Genomic DNA, 13,953 nt, shown 5'->3' on the forward strand with positions numbered 1-13,953 from the left:
GCGTCTGCTGCCGATGCCGGTGGTGCCGACCCGGCCTCGCCCGCTCACGATCCGTGGGTGTCCTGGGGGGGGATATTGCCGTACTGATGGGTAGGACAGTGCGCCGGCGAATGGTCCGGCAAACTGTTTGATCATGCTTGGCGTCACGCTGCCTGAAGCAGTGTCACTTCCCCTGCCAGCAGGATGAACGCAGGTCAAACTCTGGAACAACTCGGTGACATGGGACGGGCGGGGCGCCGGCGACCACCGCCCGCACCCCGCCCGCTACATATCCCTATCCCGCTGCGTGCCTCTCCCGCCGGCAGGCCGGTGTCAGCGGCCCTTCCACTGCGGGGTCCGCTTCTCGACGAACGCGAGCGGACCCTCCTCGGCGTCCTCGCTGTACATCCGGCGCTCCTCCCACGGGTAGCGGGTGCGGAACGCCTGTTGCAGCGGCATGGTCGCCGCGGTCGCCGCCGCCTCCTTGATCGCCCGGACGGCGAGCGGCGCGCAGCGCAGGATGTCCGCCACCCAGCCCGCCACGCAGTCGTCCAGCTCGGCGGCGGTGACGACCTCGTTGACCAGGCCGAGCTCGTACGCGCGGGCCGCCGTCAGCGGGCGGCCGGTGATCAGGTGGCCGAGCGCGATCCGGTGCGGGGCCTGCCGGGTCAGCCGGAAGACCCCGCCCGCGCCGGCGATCAGTCCCAGCTTCGCCTCGGGCAGCGCGAAGGTGGCCGTGTCGGCGGCCACGATGACGTCGCAGGCCAGCGCCAACTCGAAGCCGCCCCCGAAGGCGTGGCCGTTGACCCGGGCGATCACCGGCTTGGTGAGTGCGAAGCGCTCGGTGAGCCGGGGCCAGCCGGGCTTGCCGCTGCTGCCGAACGTCGAGGGGGCCGCGGTGCCCGCCTCGATCCGCCCGGCGAGCTCCTTGAGGTCCTGCCCGGCCGAGAAGGCGCGCTCGCCCGCGCCGGTGAGGACGGCCAGCCAGAGCTCGTCATCGGCCTCGAAATCGTCCCAGACGAGCGCGAGTTCCTCGTGCATGCGCAGGTCCATCGCATTGGCCGCGGCGGGACGGTCGAGCGTCACATAGGCGACGCGGTCGCGCTTTTCGTAGCGGACCCGGGTCAGTTCCTCTGCCAACTCCGTCGGCCTTCCGTCGTACTGGTGATTTCCCTGGATTCCGGTGCCATTCACGAATGAACCTCCGCGGTGCTCGCGTACGTATGTGCCGCGGCTTCCGAAGCGGCGGAGAAACGGCCGACCTTTCCGATCACGTCCTGGCTGTAGAGGCGCAGCGCCTGCTGCATGGCGAACTCGGCCAGGTACTGCCGGTACAGCTCCGGCGGCTCCTCGGCCAGGTTGAGCATCCGCCGGTTGGTCACCACCGCGGGGCTGTCGAGCCGTTCGAGCGACTCGTCCACCGCCCGGTCCAGCCGGTCGGGTTCGACGACCTCGTCGAGCAGGTAGCGCGCGTCGGGTTCGGTCGCGTGGATCCGCCGTCCCCAGAGCACCACCTGGCGGGAGACCCGGCCGCCGGCCAGCCGGCCCAGGCGCAGGTTGCCGGCGCCGGGCACGATGCCCTCCTGCGCGGCGGGCAGGCTGACGTACGAGTCGGACGCGGCGAGCACCCGGTCGAAGACCATCAGCAGCTGCGCGCCACCGCCGATCGCGAAGGTGTCCACCGCCGCGACCCAGGGCTTCTCGATCACCGGGGTGTGCCAGGAGCCGGCGTGCTCGACCCGGATGCCGCGCAGCAGCTTGTTGATGTAGCCGAGCTCGCGCCGCAGCAGGAAGTCCACCAGCGAGATCTGGCCCGCGTGCAGGCTCTTGAGGTTGATGCCCGCGCTGAACACCCGCCGGCCGCGGTAGCGCGGGTGGGTCATCTCGCCGCCGCGCAGCAGGCCGACCCGGACGCCCGGGTCGAGCAGCGCCAGGTCGACGGCGGTCTCCATGTCGTCCACCTGCCGGTTGTCCTCGGCGTTGAGGCAGTCCACCCGGCACATGGTCAGGTGGGCGGCCGTGCCGCGCCGTTCCAGCCGCACCGAGCCCAGGTCCAGCTCGCCGGTGCGCAGGAACTCCGGCAGCAGCCGCAGCGCGCGGGCCGTCGGCAGCGCCATCGCGTCGATCAGGTGGGTGCCCGCGGTCGGTGAGCGCAGCACCTCGCGCAGGAAGATGCCCTGGTCGATCTCCAGGCCCTCCTTCGCCGCCTGCGGCCGTGCCTGCTCGGCGGCCATCCGGTCGGCGGCCGGGACCAGCCCGGGGTAGCCGGCGGCCGCGCCCGCGACCAGCTCGGGCAGCCGCAGGTGCAGCGTGCGCCCGGCGGTGAGCTCGTCGTAGACCGCCTCACCGTGCACCCGCAGGAAGCGGCTGCGCAGCGAGCGGGCGACGTTCTTGGCGTCGGTGGCGAGGGTCTGCTGGGCCGGCGAGCGCTCGGCCGGCTCCGGCAGCGTGGCGAGCAGCTCTTCGACCCGCTCGGTGGTGTCGGCGAGCGTGCGGCGAGCGGTGGCGAGGTCGGCGGCCACCGCGGGAGCGGCGCCGGCAGCCCCGGCGGGAGTGACGCCGGCCGTCACCGTGCCGCCTCGGCGGCCGCCCGGCGGAGCACCCGGTCGCAGGCGGCGAGGTGGCGGCCCAGGGCCTCCTCGAAGCTGGTCGTGGTCGCGTCCAGCAGCAGCTGGCGGCGGACGGCGAGCCCGGCTCCGGCCCCGGCCGCCAGCGTCTCGGCGATGCCCGGCAGCGCGGCGGCCGGGTCGGCCTCGACCGTGTCCACCAGGTGCTGCGCGAGGGCCTGGCCAGCCTCGACCGTGGCGCCGAAGAGGACCATCCGGCGGGTCGCGGCGGCACCGATCTGGTTCGCCAGCCGGTAGAGGACCATGCCCGGCCAGACGCCGTCCGGACCGGCCGACAGCACCAGGCGGGTCGCCGGCCCGGCGATCCGGTAGTCGGTGGCCAGCAGCGCCTCCAGCGCGAGACCGCCGCAGTCGCCGGTGACGACGGCGACGGTGGGCAGGTCGAGGCGCTCCAGGCGGCGCAGCGCGCGCTCCCACTTGTTCACCAGGCCGAGCGGCGGCGCGGCGGCCACGGCCGGCGCGCCGGTGAGGTGCAGGACCAGCACGGCGGACTCGCGGGCGCCGGCGGCAGCGCCCGTGCCCGTGCCGGCGTCCTCGGCACGGTCGCAGAGCGCGTTGACGGTCTCGATCGCCTCGATCGACAGCGGCCGGCCGCCGTCGAGCTCAATCGCGAACCGGCTGGGCGTGGTGGCGGAGTGGTTCATGGTCGTGTCGTCTTCCTGTTCGTGCACGGCTCGGGCGGTCATCGGGGCGGTCACCAGCGCGGTCATCAGCGCGGAATCCGGCGCCGTCACCAGCGGGCCAGCGCGGTCTCGATGGTGGAGCCCGGGCCCATCGTCATCAGCACGCAGTAGTCGCCCGGCTCGGCCACCCGTTCCTCCAGCAGCCGCTCGTACGAGAAGAGGAACGAGCCGCTGGAGAGGTTGCCGTAGTCGCGCAGCACGCTCGTGGTGTGGCGGACGTCGTGCCGGGTCAGGCCGAGGTTGACGCCGACCGCGTCGATGACCTTCTTGCCGCCGGAGTGCACCAGCCACTGCGCGATGTCGCTGCGGCGCAGACCGGTGCCGGCCAGCAGGCGATCGACGACGAGCTCGGCGTGCGCGCCCACCACGTACGGCACGTGCGGGTCGAGGAAGAAGCTGAACCGGCTCTGCTCGTCGTCCCAGTCGTAGCGCATCGCGTCGATCGCGTCGGTGATGATGTAGCTGGCGAACTTGAGGATCCGCGGGCCGCGGGCCTGCGGCAGCGGCAGTGCGGGCTCGCCGGCCAGCAGCGCGACGGCGGCGGCGCCGTCACCGAAGAGGCTGTTGACGACGGAGGTCCGCATCGTGCCGTCGAAGACGTAGGCGGCCGAGCACGCCTCGGCGCAGACCATCACCGCGAGCTCGCCCGGATGCGCCCTGGCCCAGCCGTTGACGGCGTTCAGCGCGTTGAGTCCGGCGTTGCAGCCCATCCCGACGACGTCCAGGCGGCTGGTGTGCGGGTCGATGCCGAGCTCACGGATGATCCGGGCGCTCAGGCCGGGCGTCAGGAAGCCGGTCGTGGTGACGCAGCAGAGGTAGCGGATGTCGGCCAGGTCCGCACCGGCGTTCTTCAGGCACTCCTCGACGGCGCGCACGCCCATGTCGACGGCCTGCGCCTTGTGCTTGGCGAGCAGTGCGCCCTGTTCCTCCATCACGCGGCTGCCGTCCGCCGCCTGCGGCGGCAGCGTGAGGAATCGCCGGTCGATCGCGCTGTTGAGGAAGACGGACCGGACCCGCGGGTCCTGGATCCCGAATATGTCGAGCAGTTCCTGCTGGGAATACGAGTGGGCGGGAACCGCGGTGCCCACGGCGACGATCCGCGCGAGTTCGGACGTCTGTGCTGCACCGTGCGATGTGCCGGTGCCGGATATCCCGGCGGTCGGATTGTTCCGGGTCGTGATGGTCGTCATCGGTACGTCCAGCCCCAGCTTCTCGGCTTGCTCCGGAGGAGCGGCGTGTAATCGTCCATCGAGCTCTCGGCCGTCCTTTTCTGACAGGTGACGGATATGTGACGGACAGTCAGTTCAGTGATGAGGTCGGCGATCAGGTCGGCGATCAGTTCGCCGACTGCTCGCGGACGAAGTCGGCGAGCCGGTCCAGGCCGGCTTCGATCTCGTCCGGCAGCAGGTGGCTGAAGGAAAGCCGCATCACGTTGCGCGGCTGCGAGTCGGCGTAGAAGTGGTGCACCGGCGTGAAGAGCACCCGGTGGTCCGCCGCGCAGCGCTCCAGCAGCTCGTCACCGACCGGGAACGGGACGGTCAGCAGCAGGAAGAAGCCGCCGGTCGGGGTGTTCCAGCTGACGCCGGGGACGGCGCCGGGCGCGCCGGCGCCGAAGCGCTTCGCCAGCCCGGCCAGCACCTGGTCCAGGTTGGCGCGGTAGGTCGCGATCTCGCGCACGTTGGCGGCGCGCAGGCTGCAGCCGTGCTCCAGCAGCTTGCCGCCGATGACGGCCTGCGCGATCGGCGAGGTGTTCACCGTCAGCATGCTCTTGATCTTCGCGAGCTGATCGGCCAGCAGACCGCCCGGAGCATCAGCATCGCCCGGGGCGCCGAGCACGCGCTGGTCCGCGAGCACGTAGCCGACCCGGGCGCCGGGCAGGCCGGTCTTGGCGAACGAGCCCAGGTAGACGACCTGTCCGCGCCCGTCGAGGGACTTCATCGTCGGCGGCCCGGCCGGATCGCCGAAGAGCCCGTACGGATTGTCCTCCAGGATCAGGAAGTCCTCGTCGGCGGCGATCCGCAGCAGCCGCTCCCGGATCTCGCGGCTGAGCCGGATGCCACTCGGGTTCGCGAAGTCGGGGATCAGGTAGCAGGCGCGCGGGCGCTGCCCGGCCGCCTTCGCCCGGCGGACGACCGCGAGCAGGTCGTCCAGGTCGATCCCCTCGGGCGACTCCGCGACCGGCAGCAGCGGCATGTCCACCAGCCGGGCGGCGCCGTGCGCGCCGACGTAGCTCGGCGTCACGGCGAGCAGCACGTCCCGCTCGCTGCGGCGCAGCGCCCGCAGCGTCAGGTAGAGCGCCTCCTGGCAGCCGACCGTGACGACGATCGCCTCCGGATCCGCCACGATGCCCTCGTCCACCCGCAGGTGTTCGGCGATCAGCTGGTGGATGATCCCCTTGGTGCGCCCGTACTGCAGGATGGTCCGGCGCACCGAGGCCTCGTCACCGGCCGGGCCGGCCGCCAGGTGGCGGCGGTAGGTCTCCAGGTACCGGTGGACGTCGGCCAGGTCGAAGAAGCCCTCGAACGGGCGCCCGGCGGCCAGTGAAATAGCGTCGGGAAAGCGGTGCGCGACCTCGTTGAGGAAATTCATCGATTCGCTCACTGGCGCGGTCAGCGAATCGTGAAGTCCTGTCAGTTCGAGTTCCATGACCATGCGTTCCGCGACTCGGTCGTCCACCACACTCGTCCTTCTCGGCTGTTCGGGGGCTGACCGGCACGCCGACATGTCGAATTAGCCCCCCGCTCGGCCGCACGTCCGGTCCATCGCCGTGAGCAGGCTAGCAGCACATTTCTTCACCCAGTAGCTCCGACTTCGGTTGCCACCGAAGGGAGTTCGAATGCACCACGACTATGAATGGCGAATTCATCTTGAGTTCGTCTACTCGCGATCTTCCGTTTCGCACTGCCGACCAGCCTCGACCCGGGCGAGTGCCGCCCCGGATACCTGAAAGCCTGTCATCGAGCAGGCGCCCACGTCGAAATCGCCTCTGTGAGCGGTGATGTGACGTGACATCAGCTTCTTTGCGCACGACAACTGACTGCTGTTCGGAGAGGACACGTCAATGAAGAAGCCGTTCGACGATGCGCAGTGCGCCTTCCTGGTCCTGGTGAACGACGAGGGTCAGTACTCGCTCTGGCCCACCGGCCGCCGGGTGCCCACGGGCTGGACCGTCACGCACGGCCCGGACAGCCGCGAGGACTGCCTGGACCACGTGGTCGCCGCCTGGACGGCGGACCTGCGTCCCGCCGGCCTCGCGGCCGCCTGACCCCCCTCTCCGTCCCCCCGACGCTCAGAACACCGGAGCTCGACGCACCGACGCTCGACGCACCGACGACCACACCGAGAGTGAACCGGCCCCATGCTCGCTGATTCCACCGACGTGTCCCACTACCACCTGGTCTGCTCCGTCTGCGGGCACCGGCGGCCCGACGACGGGCTGACGCTCGGCTGCACCGAGCCGCACACCCCCGGGCTGTGGCGGACCGACTACCGGTCCGACGCGTTCACGCCGGACCGCACCGAGACCGGTGTCTTCCGCTACCGCGACTGGCTGCCGGTGCGCCGCACGCTCCCCGACACCGGCCGCTCGACCGTCTACCGCAGCGAGCGCCTCGCCGCGGAGCTCGGCCTGGCCGAGCTGTGGATCGCCTTCAACGGCTACTGGCCGGAGCGCGGCGGCGAGTTGATGACGGGCACGTTCAAGGAGCTGGAGGCCGCCACGGTCCTCGGCCGGATCCCGCAGGACGCCGGCACGCTCGTGGTGACCTCGGCGGGCAACACCGCGACCGCCTTCGCCGAGCTCTGCGCGCGGCACCGGGTCCCGGTCGTCATCATCGTCCCGGCCGCCGCACTGCCGCGGCTGCGCACCCGCACCGCCGCCTCGGACTCGGTGCGGATCATCGCGGTCGAGGGCGCCGACTACGCGGACGCCATCGCGCTCGGCGACGCGCTCGCCCAGCAGCCCGGCTTCACCTCGGAGGGCGGCACGAAGAACGTCGGCCGTCGCGACGGCCTCGCGACGGTGCTGCTCGCCGCGGTCGAGGCGATGGGCGGCCTGCCCGAGTACTACGTCCAGGCGATCGGCAGCGGCGCGGGCGCGATCGCGGCGCACGAGGCCGCGGTCCGGCTCCGATGTCGCCCCGGCCAGTCGGAGCCGAGCGCGCTGCCGCGCCTGATCCTGGCTCAGAACGCCGCGTACGCACCCGTGTACCAGGCCTGGCGCACCGGGCGCCGGCTCTGGGTGACCGGCTCCGAGCGGGAGCAGCGGATCGCCGCCGAACGGGCGTTCGCGCCGGAGCTGACCAACCGCCGCCCGCCCTACGACGTCCGCGGCGGCCTGCACCAGGCGCTGACCGAGAGCAAGGGCCAGGTCTTCGCCGCCGACGCCCGGTCGGCCCGCGCGGCGATGGACGTCTTCCGCGAGCTGGAGGGGATCGACATCGAGCCCGCTGCCGGCGTCGCGCTGGCCGCGCTGCGGGAGGCGGTGCACGAGGGCCGGATCGACGTCCGGGCCCGGGTGCTGCTCAACATCACCGGCGGCGGCCGGGCCCGGCTCGCCGAGGACCACGCGCTCACCGGTCACCAGCCCGACCTGGTGGTGCCCTACGACGCGGCGCAGCGCGCCTGCGAGGTCGCCGAGATCGCCTCCCGGGTCGCCGGGCGCGGCCTGCAGCCGGTGGGGATCTGAGTCATGTCCGTGCACCACCCCGAGCCCGGCCCGCTCGCCGGCCCCGCATCCGAGCGCCCCGACGGTATCGACGGCCGTGGCACCGTGCTGACCGCCCCGTCGCGGCTCGACGAGCTGGTGGCAGCCGTCCGAACCGAGCTGCGCACCCGCGAGACGGATCCCGCCGAGCAGCTCGCGCGGCGGGTCGCCGACGCGCTCGCGCGGTTCTTGCAGCTGCCCGGCCTGCTGACCCCCGCCCAGCTGGAGCCCGATCCGGCGGGCTACCGCCAGCACCTGCTGCACGCCGAGCCGGACGGCTCGTTCTCGGTGGTCGCACTGGTCTGGCTGCCCGGCCAGGCGACCAGGATCCACGACCACACCTCCTGGTGCGTGGTCGGCACCCACCTCGGCGAGGAGCAGGAGACCAGCTACCGCCTCGCCGACGAAGCGGGTCGCAGCGTCCTGGTCCCGGTCGCCACCACGGTGTACCCGGCCGGGAGCGTCACCTACCTGACCCCACCGGGCGACATCCACCTGGTCCGCAACGCGACCGGGGGCAAGGTCGTCTCGCTGCACGTCTACGGCACTGACGTGAGCACGTGCGGCACCAGCATCCGGCGCTGCTACGACCTCCCGGTCCGCGAAGCGGCGCCGCCGGCCTGACCCCGGCCACCGGCCACCCCGCCCACCCGGCCGCTCCGAGTCACACCGTCACCCCGCCACCCCGCCACTCCGGCCACCCCGGCAGCTCAGTTGACGCACGGGATGCCGCCCATGGTGACCGGCGGCCCCTGCATGTCCAGGCCCGCCGCCGGATCGGACGCGCCGGCCGCCGAAGGGCTGCCGCTCGCCACGGTGGCCCCCGCCCCCGCACCGGACGGCCCCGCCACCGCCGCGAGCGAGGCGGCGGCCGTCGGCGCGGCCGGGGCGGCGGATGCGGTCGGGGCAGCGGATGCGGTCGGGGCGGGCCCGGGGTCGTGGCCGGTCAGCTGCTGCACCTCCCGCTTGATCAGCACCGGGTCCACGGTGTTCACGTCCTCGCCGCCGATCGTCGCGAAGCCGGAGATCGGCAGCGTGTTGAACTCCGCGTTCCCACCGGTCAGGTCGGGCGCCTGCTGGGCGAAGTCGAGGATGTTCCACTGCTCGTCGATGACGACGTCCTTCTGCACCACGCCGAACAGCGCCGCCATCTTGCCGAGGTCGTCGAAGAGGCCCTCGTTCTTCAGCTTGTACTCGACCGAGGCGATGAAGGCCTGCTGACGGTGCGTGCGGTCGAGATCGCCGTTCGGGAGGTTGTGCCGCTGGCGGACGAACGCGAGCGACTGCGTCGCGTCGAGCGTGTTGAGCCCGGCATGGCCGCTGAAGCCCGAGCCCTGGCCCTCCTCGTTCGGGTCGCTGGTGGCGCGGTTCAGACAGACCTGGACCGGCCCGACGGCCTGCGCGATGTCGTAGAAGCCGAGCAGGTTGACCTCGGCGAAGTGGTCGATCGGGATCCCGAGGAAGTTCTGCACGGTCTGCAGCGTCGCCGAGCGGCCGGCGTCTCGGCTCTGCTGCTCCAGCTGGGCGCCGGTGAGCCCCTGTGCGGCGAGCTTCGGCTCGGCGATGGCCTTGGCGATGCCGTACGCCTCCTTGATCTTGTGCATCGCGCCGTCCGCGCCGTACGTCTGCACGTAGTCGTCGCGCGGGACGGAGAAGGCGGTGACCTTCCCGTCGTCGGCCGGGATGTGCAGCACGATCAGCGTGTTGGTGTTGTAGCCACCGACGGCGCTGCTGTCACCGGCCTGCAGGTCGTTCTCGACGAACTGCGGTGGCAGGTCGTTGCCGTTCATGTCCTTGCGGCTGTCCAGACCGATCAGCAGCACGTTGATCGACTTGTCGAGACGGGCCGGCGCGTTCCGCCGGGCCGCGGCCAGCGCGTTCGACCTGGTGAGGCCCTCGGCGAGGCGCTGGTAGGAGTACCAGACGAAGCCGGTGCCGCCGAGCACCGCCAGGCAGACCCCGCACGCGACCGTGCGGCCGGCCACCAGCCACGGGGAGACCGACCGCCTCGCACCGCCCGCGCGACCGGACTCGGCGGTCGGATCGTCAGCAGGACGCTCAGCCACGGCGGCCCCTTCGGTCGAGCACGGTTCGGATGACGATCACCATCAGCGCGGCGCCCACCGAGCCCGCGATGACCGGGAAGCCGTCGACGGCCCAGCGCAGCGCGCCAGTGTCCAGCGCCCGGCCCCGGTACTTCCCGCCGTGCACGAGCAGTTCGCCACCCCCGATGAGCAACGGCACCACGACCGACGGCGCGGTGGCGACCCACCACCAGCCCGCCCGGCTGCTGAGCAGCGCCGCCAGCAGCGTGCCGAGCACCGCGCAGAGGGCGAACGCCGTGCCGATACCGGCCCTGGTCAGCTCGTCCGCCCCGGCCCCCAGCACCGGCAGCCCGACCGCGAGCAGCGCGACACCCACGCCGCCCACCCGCGGCACCCGGCCGCCACCACCGCGGTCACCGCGGTCACCGCTGCCACCGCCCTCATCAGCACCGACCGGCGTGGCGCCGGCCGCACTGTGCCCCGCCATGCGCACCTCTTGTCCCTGGTTCCGAAGGGACCATTTTGTACGCTTTGCCCGGTACGAGCCCCCAGGGGCGCGCCCGGCGCCCTACGCCATCCGGTTCACGCGACCACGGCGACGACCACCGGACCGGCCGCGGGCCTTCCACTGCGCATTGACCCCGGGAGCGGCGGGACTATACCTTCCCTCTCATTGGTCTATGCCAATGCGACTTCGTGCCTCCCTGCACCTCCCGCGTCCCCCACCGCCGCCTCCACCCGCGGCGCCCGCCGAGGAGAGTCCATGCCAGCGATCCACCGCACCGCCGTCCGCAGAGTCGCCGTCCGCAGAGCCGCCGTCACCGCCGCCGCCGCGACCTGCGCGTTCGCCCTGCTGGGCGCCGCCCCCGCGAGCGCCGCACCGGCCCACGGCGGCGGTGGCCCGGGCGGCCACGGCAGCCAGAAGGAGCTGACCGGCTATTTCACCCAGTGGGGCATCTACTCCGGCTTCATGGAGAAGAACCTGATCACCACCGGCGAGATCAACCATCTCACCGAGCTGGACTACGGGTTCAGCGACATCTCGGCGGCCGGCCTGTGCAGCAGCGGCGACAGCTGGGCCGACTACCAGCGGCCGTTCTCCGCCACCGAGTCGGTCAACGGGCAGGCGGACCAGGCCGGTCAGGCGCTGCTGGGCAACTTCAACCAGCTGCGCGAGCTCAAGGCGAAGTACCCGAAGCTGAAGATCGTGATGTCGATCGGCGGCTGGTCCTGGTCCGGCCAGTTCTCCCAGCTCGCCTCGACCGCCGCCGGCCGCCAGCAGTTCGTCTCCTCCTGCGTGGACCAGTACCTCACGGGCAACCTCCCGGGTCTGCCCGCGGGCGCCGCCGCCGGGATCTTCGACGGCTTCGCGGTCGACTGGGAGTACCCGGGCGAGCCGGGCAACGGCAACCCGAACGGCCCGCAGGACACCCCGGACTACACCGCGCTGATGCAGGAGTTCCGCCGCCAGGAGACCCAGGCCGGCCAGGCCACCGGCACGCACTACCTGCTCACCGCGAACACCTCGGCGAACCCGGCCTACGCCGCGAAGCTGGAGCTGCCGAAGGTCGCCAAGGTGGTGGACTGGTTCAACGTCATGACCTTCGACTACCACGGCGCCTGGGAGAACACCGGGCCGACCGACTTCTCCTCGGCGCTCTTCCAGGACCCGCGCGACCCGCACCCCGCGAACGACCAGTACAGCGTGGACCAGGCGGTGCAGTACTACGAGGACCACGGCGTGCGCCCCGAGCAGATCGGCCTCGCGATCCCCTACTACGCGCACGAGTGGACCGGCGTGACCCCCGGCCCGAACGGCGACGGCCTCTTCCAGCCCGCGACCGCGGGCGTGGCCGGCACGCCGAACTACAACCAGGTGGTCACCGCCCCCGGCAAGGCGTACTGGGACCCGCTGGCGGCCGAGCCGTACAAGTACGACCCGGCCAGCGGCACCTTCTCCAGCTACGACGACCCGGCCTCGGTCTGGATCAAGGGCCAGTACATCCGCAACAACAACCTGCGCGGCACCTTCGTCTGGTCGATGGACGGCGACACGAGTGACGGCAGCCTGACCGCCGCCCTCGGCGAGAGCCTCAACGGGCGCTGACGCTCCACCAGACAGCACCGAGCACCACGCACCACACCGAGAGCCGCCGCCGGGCCACCCGCCCGCGGCGGCTCTCTGCTGCCCGGGGCGCCCGCCCGGACAGCGCGCCCACCGCGCCCGCCGCGAGCGCCCCCTCAGCTCACCCAACTTCTGCTTATGTACGGATCTCGCCGAGGCCGTCACGCCCGGTGACCACGTGCCGGTTCCCCGCTCCTAGGGCCACCACGGCACCGATCCATAAGCCCTGCTTGGCAAAAGGCCCATGAATCCTCGTTGGACACCAGAGCACGGCCGGGCCGATGTTGGCAGTACCCGCTTCCGGCGGACAACCGCCTGGAAAGGACACCCTCCTCGTGAACCCCAGCAGCACCGCCCGTGACATCGCCGTGGTGGGCGCCGGAGCCGCCGGCACCCTGACGGCGATGCGGCTGCTCCACAACGCGGCCACCGCAGCCGCAGCCGCCGGTGACGCGGCCATCGGCCGGCCCGGACCGTGCCGGGTCTGGCTCATCGACCCGGCCGCGGCCGGCCGCGGCCTGGCCTTCGGCACCACCGCGCCGAGCCACCTGCTGAACGTGCCGGCCGGGCGGATGAGCGCGCACCGGGACGACCCGGGCCACTTCGTCCGCTGGCTGGGCGAGCGCGGCGGCGCCCACGACTTCATCCCGCGCGGCCTGTTCGGCCAGTACCTCTCCGACAGCCTGGACGCGGCGAGCAACCGGGGCGGCCCGGCCGACCTGGTCCGGGTGTCCGACCGGGTGGTCGGCATCACCCACCGACCACAGCGCGACGGCTCCCCGCTGCGCCTGGAGCTGAGCGGCGGTCAGTCGCTCGACGTCGACGCTGCGGTGCTGGCCATGGGCAACTTCGCACCCGGCCTGACCTGGGCCCCGCCGGCGCTGCGCGGCTCGGCCCGGTTCCTGGCCGACCCGTGGGCGCCCGGCGCGCTGGCGAGCATCCCCGAGGACCAGGACGTGCTGCTCGTCGGCACCGGCCTGACCATGGTGGACATGGCGCTCAGCCTGCACCGCCCCGGCCGCGTCGTGCACGCGCTGTCGCGGCACGGCCTGGTCCCGCAGCCGCACGCCGCCACCCCGACGGTCACCGTGGCCGCCCCGGCGATCGACGCCCGCGCCGGGCTCGACGCGCTGCGCCGGGCGGTGCTGCACCAGGTGGCCCGCTGCCGCCGGCTGCACGGCGACTGGCGGGTCGGGGTGGACAGCATGCGCCCCGTCACCAGCGCGCTGTGGCAGCAGCTCTCCCCCGCCGACCAGGCCCGCCTGCTGGCCCATGACCTCCGGACCTGGGAGACCCACCGGCACCGGATCCCGCCGGTCAGCGCCAGGGCCCTGCACGACGCGGTGACCGGCGGCCGGGTCGGGATCGGCCGGGGCACCGTGGCCGGCGTCGAGGGCGAGGGCCCGGAGGGCATCGACGTACGACTGGACGACGGCCGCGTGCTGCGGGTGGGCGCGGTGCTGAACTGCACCGGCTCGGAGGCCGAGCTCAGCCGGATCGACGACCCGCTCGTCAGCAGCCTGCTCGGCAGCGGGCTCGGCTCGCTCGCTCCCGTCGGCGGCGGCTTCGACACCACCGCGACCGGGCAGCTGTGCCCCGCCACCGGCCGGGCGGCCGCACCGCTCTGGACGCTCGGCTCGCTGCGCCGCGGCAACCTGCTGGAGACCACCGCGATCCCGGAGATCCGCTGCCAGGCCGACGACCTCGCGGTGCTGCTGCTGGACCGCAGCGAGGTCGGCACGCCCGGCCCGGTGGCACCGGCCGTCTGAGCTGCGGCACCCGGCGGCCG

General features: G+C 72.6%; 12 protein-coding genes. 5 read left to right on the forward strand and 7 right to left on the reverse strand.

Annotated features, from left to right (window positions below; genetic code table 11):
- Positions 1-312: 312 nt before the first annotated feature.
- The 5 genes from dpgD to AC060L_RS34805 all read right to left on the reverse strand — a co-directional run bounded on the left by dpgD (position 313) and on the right by AC060L_RS34805 (position 5,878).
- Positions 313-1,119 carry an enoyl-CoA-hydratase DpgD gene (dpgD, locus tag AC060L_RS34785; RefSeq protein WP_483802974.1) on the reverse strand — a complete coding sequence of 269 codons (807 nt, stop codon included), beginning with the start codon at positions 1,117-1,119 and terminating at the stop codon, positions 313-315.
- A 50-nt stretch (positions 1,120-1,169) separates the two neighbouring features.
- A complete protein-coding gene (dpgC, locus tag AC060L_RS34790; RefSeq protein WP_483802975.1) occupies positions 1,170-2,549 on the reverse strand; it encodes a (3,5-dihydroxyphenyl)acetyl-CoA 1,2-dioxygenase DpgC in 1,380 nt (459 codons plus the stop codon).
- Entirely contained in the window at positions 2,546-3,316 is a 771-nt protein-coding gene (gene dpgB, locus AC060L_RS34795) for an enoyl-CoA-hydratase DpgB (protein WP_483802976.1), read from the reverse strand. The genes dpgC and dpgB overlap by 4 nt, the downstream gene beginning before the upstream one ends.
- Before the next feature lie 20 nt (positions 3,317-3,336).
- Positions 3,337-4,479, reverse strand: coding sequence for a 3,5-dihydroxyphenylacetyl-CoA synthase DpgA (dpgA, locus tag AC060L_RS34800; protein WP_483802977.1), 1,143 nt, complete (start codon positions 4,477-4,479; stop codon positions 3,337-3,339).
- 145 nt (positions 4,480-4,624) lie between these two features.
- Positions 4,625-5,878 carry an aminotransferase-like domain-containing protein gene (locus AC060L_RS34805; RefSeq protein WP_483802978.1) on the reverse strand — a complete coding sequence of 418 codons (1,254 nt, stop codon included), beginning with the start codon at positions 5,876-5,878 and terminating at the stop codon, positions 4,625-4,627.
- Between the two features lie 472 nt (positions 5,879-6,350).
- On the opposite strand from AC060L_RS34805, the gene AC060L_RS34810 reads away from it, so the two are divergent.
- The 3 genes from AC060L_RS34810 to AC060L_RS34820 all read left to right on the forward strand — a co-directional run bounded on the left by AC060L_RS34810 (position 6,351) and on the right by AC060L_RS34820 (position 8,618).
- Positions 6,351-6,554, forward strand: a complete 204-nt coding sequence (locus tag AC060L_RS34810) for an MbtH family protein (protein ID WP_483802979.1) — start codon at positions 6,351-6,353, stop codon at positions 6,552-6,554.
- A gap of 93 nt (positions 6,555-6,647) precedes the next feature.
- Positions 6,648-7,976: a cysteate synthase gene (locus tag AC060L_RS34815; protein ID WP_483802980.1), complete on the forward strand. Its 1,329-nt coding sequence runs from the start codon at positions 6,648-6,650 to the stop codon at positions 7,974-7,976.
- A 3-nt stretch (positions 7,977-7,979) separates the two neighbouring features.
- The gene (locus tag AC060L_RS34820) at positions 7,980-8,618 is read left to right on the forward strand and encodes a cysteine dioxygenase family protein (RefSeq protein ID WP_483802981.1); all 639 of its coding nucleotides are present in this window, start codon (positions 7,980-7,982) and stop codon (positions 8,616-8,618) included.
- Positions 8,619-8,704: 86 nt separating this feature from the next.
- On the opposite strand, the gene AC060L_RS34825 is transcribed toward AC060L_RS34820, so the two are convergent.
- Both AC060L_RS34825 and AC060L_RS34830 read right to left on the reverse strand, forming a co-directional pair.
- Positions 8,705-10,060 (reverse strand): LCP family protein, encoded by a 1,356-nt coding sequence (locus AC060L_RS34825; RefSeq protein WP_483802982.1) that lies wholly within the window; start codon positions 10,058-10,060, stop codon positions 8,705-8,707.
- A complete protein-coding gene (locus tag AC060L_RS34830) occupies positions 10,053-10,526 on the reverse strand; it encodes a DUF6542 domain-containing protein (RefSeq protein WP_483802983.1) in 474 nt (157 codons plus the stop codon). Before AC060L_RS34830 ends, AC060L_RS34825 begins: the two co-directional genes overlap by 8 nt.
- Positions 10,527-10,802: 276 nt before the next feature.
- Between AC060L_RS34830 and AC060L_RS34835 the strand changes: the two genes are divergently transcribed.
- Together AC060L_RS34835 and AC060L_RS34840 are read left to right on the forward strand one after the other, a co-directional pair.
- Positions 10,803-12,146: a glycoside hydrolase family 18 protein gene (locus AC060L_RS34835; RefSeq protein ID WP_483802984.1), complete on the forward strand. Its 1,344-nt coding sequence runs from the start codon at positions 10,803-10,805 to the stop codon at positions 12,144-12,146.
- Between the two features lie 353 nt (positions 12,147-12,499).
- A complete protein-coding gene (locus tag AC060L_RS34840; RefSeq protein WP_483802985.1) occupies positions 12,500-13,933 on the forward strand; it encodes an FAD/NAD(P)-binding protein in 1,434 nt (477 codons plus the stop codon).
- The last annotated feature ends 20 nt before the right edge of the window (positions 13,934-13,953 follow it).

Source organism: Kitasatospora sp. NEAU-69 (genome assembly GCF_057158765.1).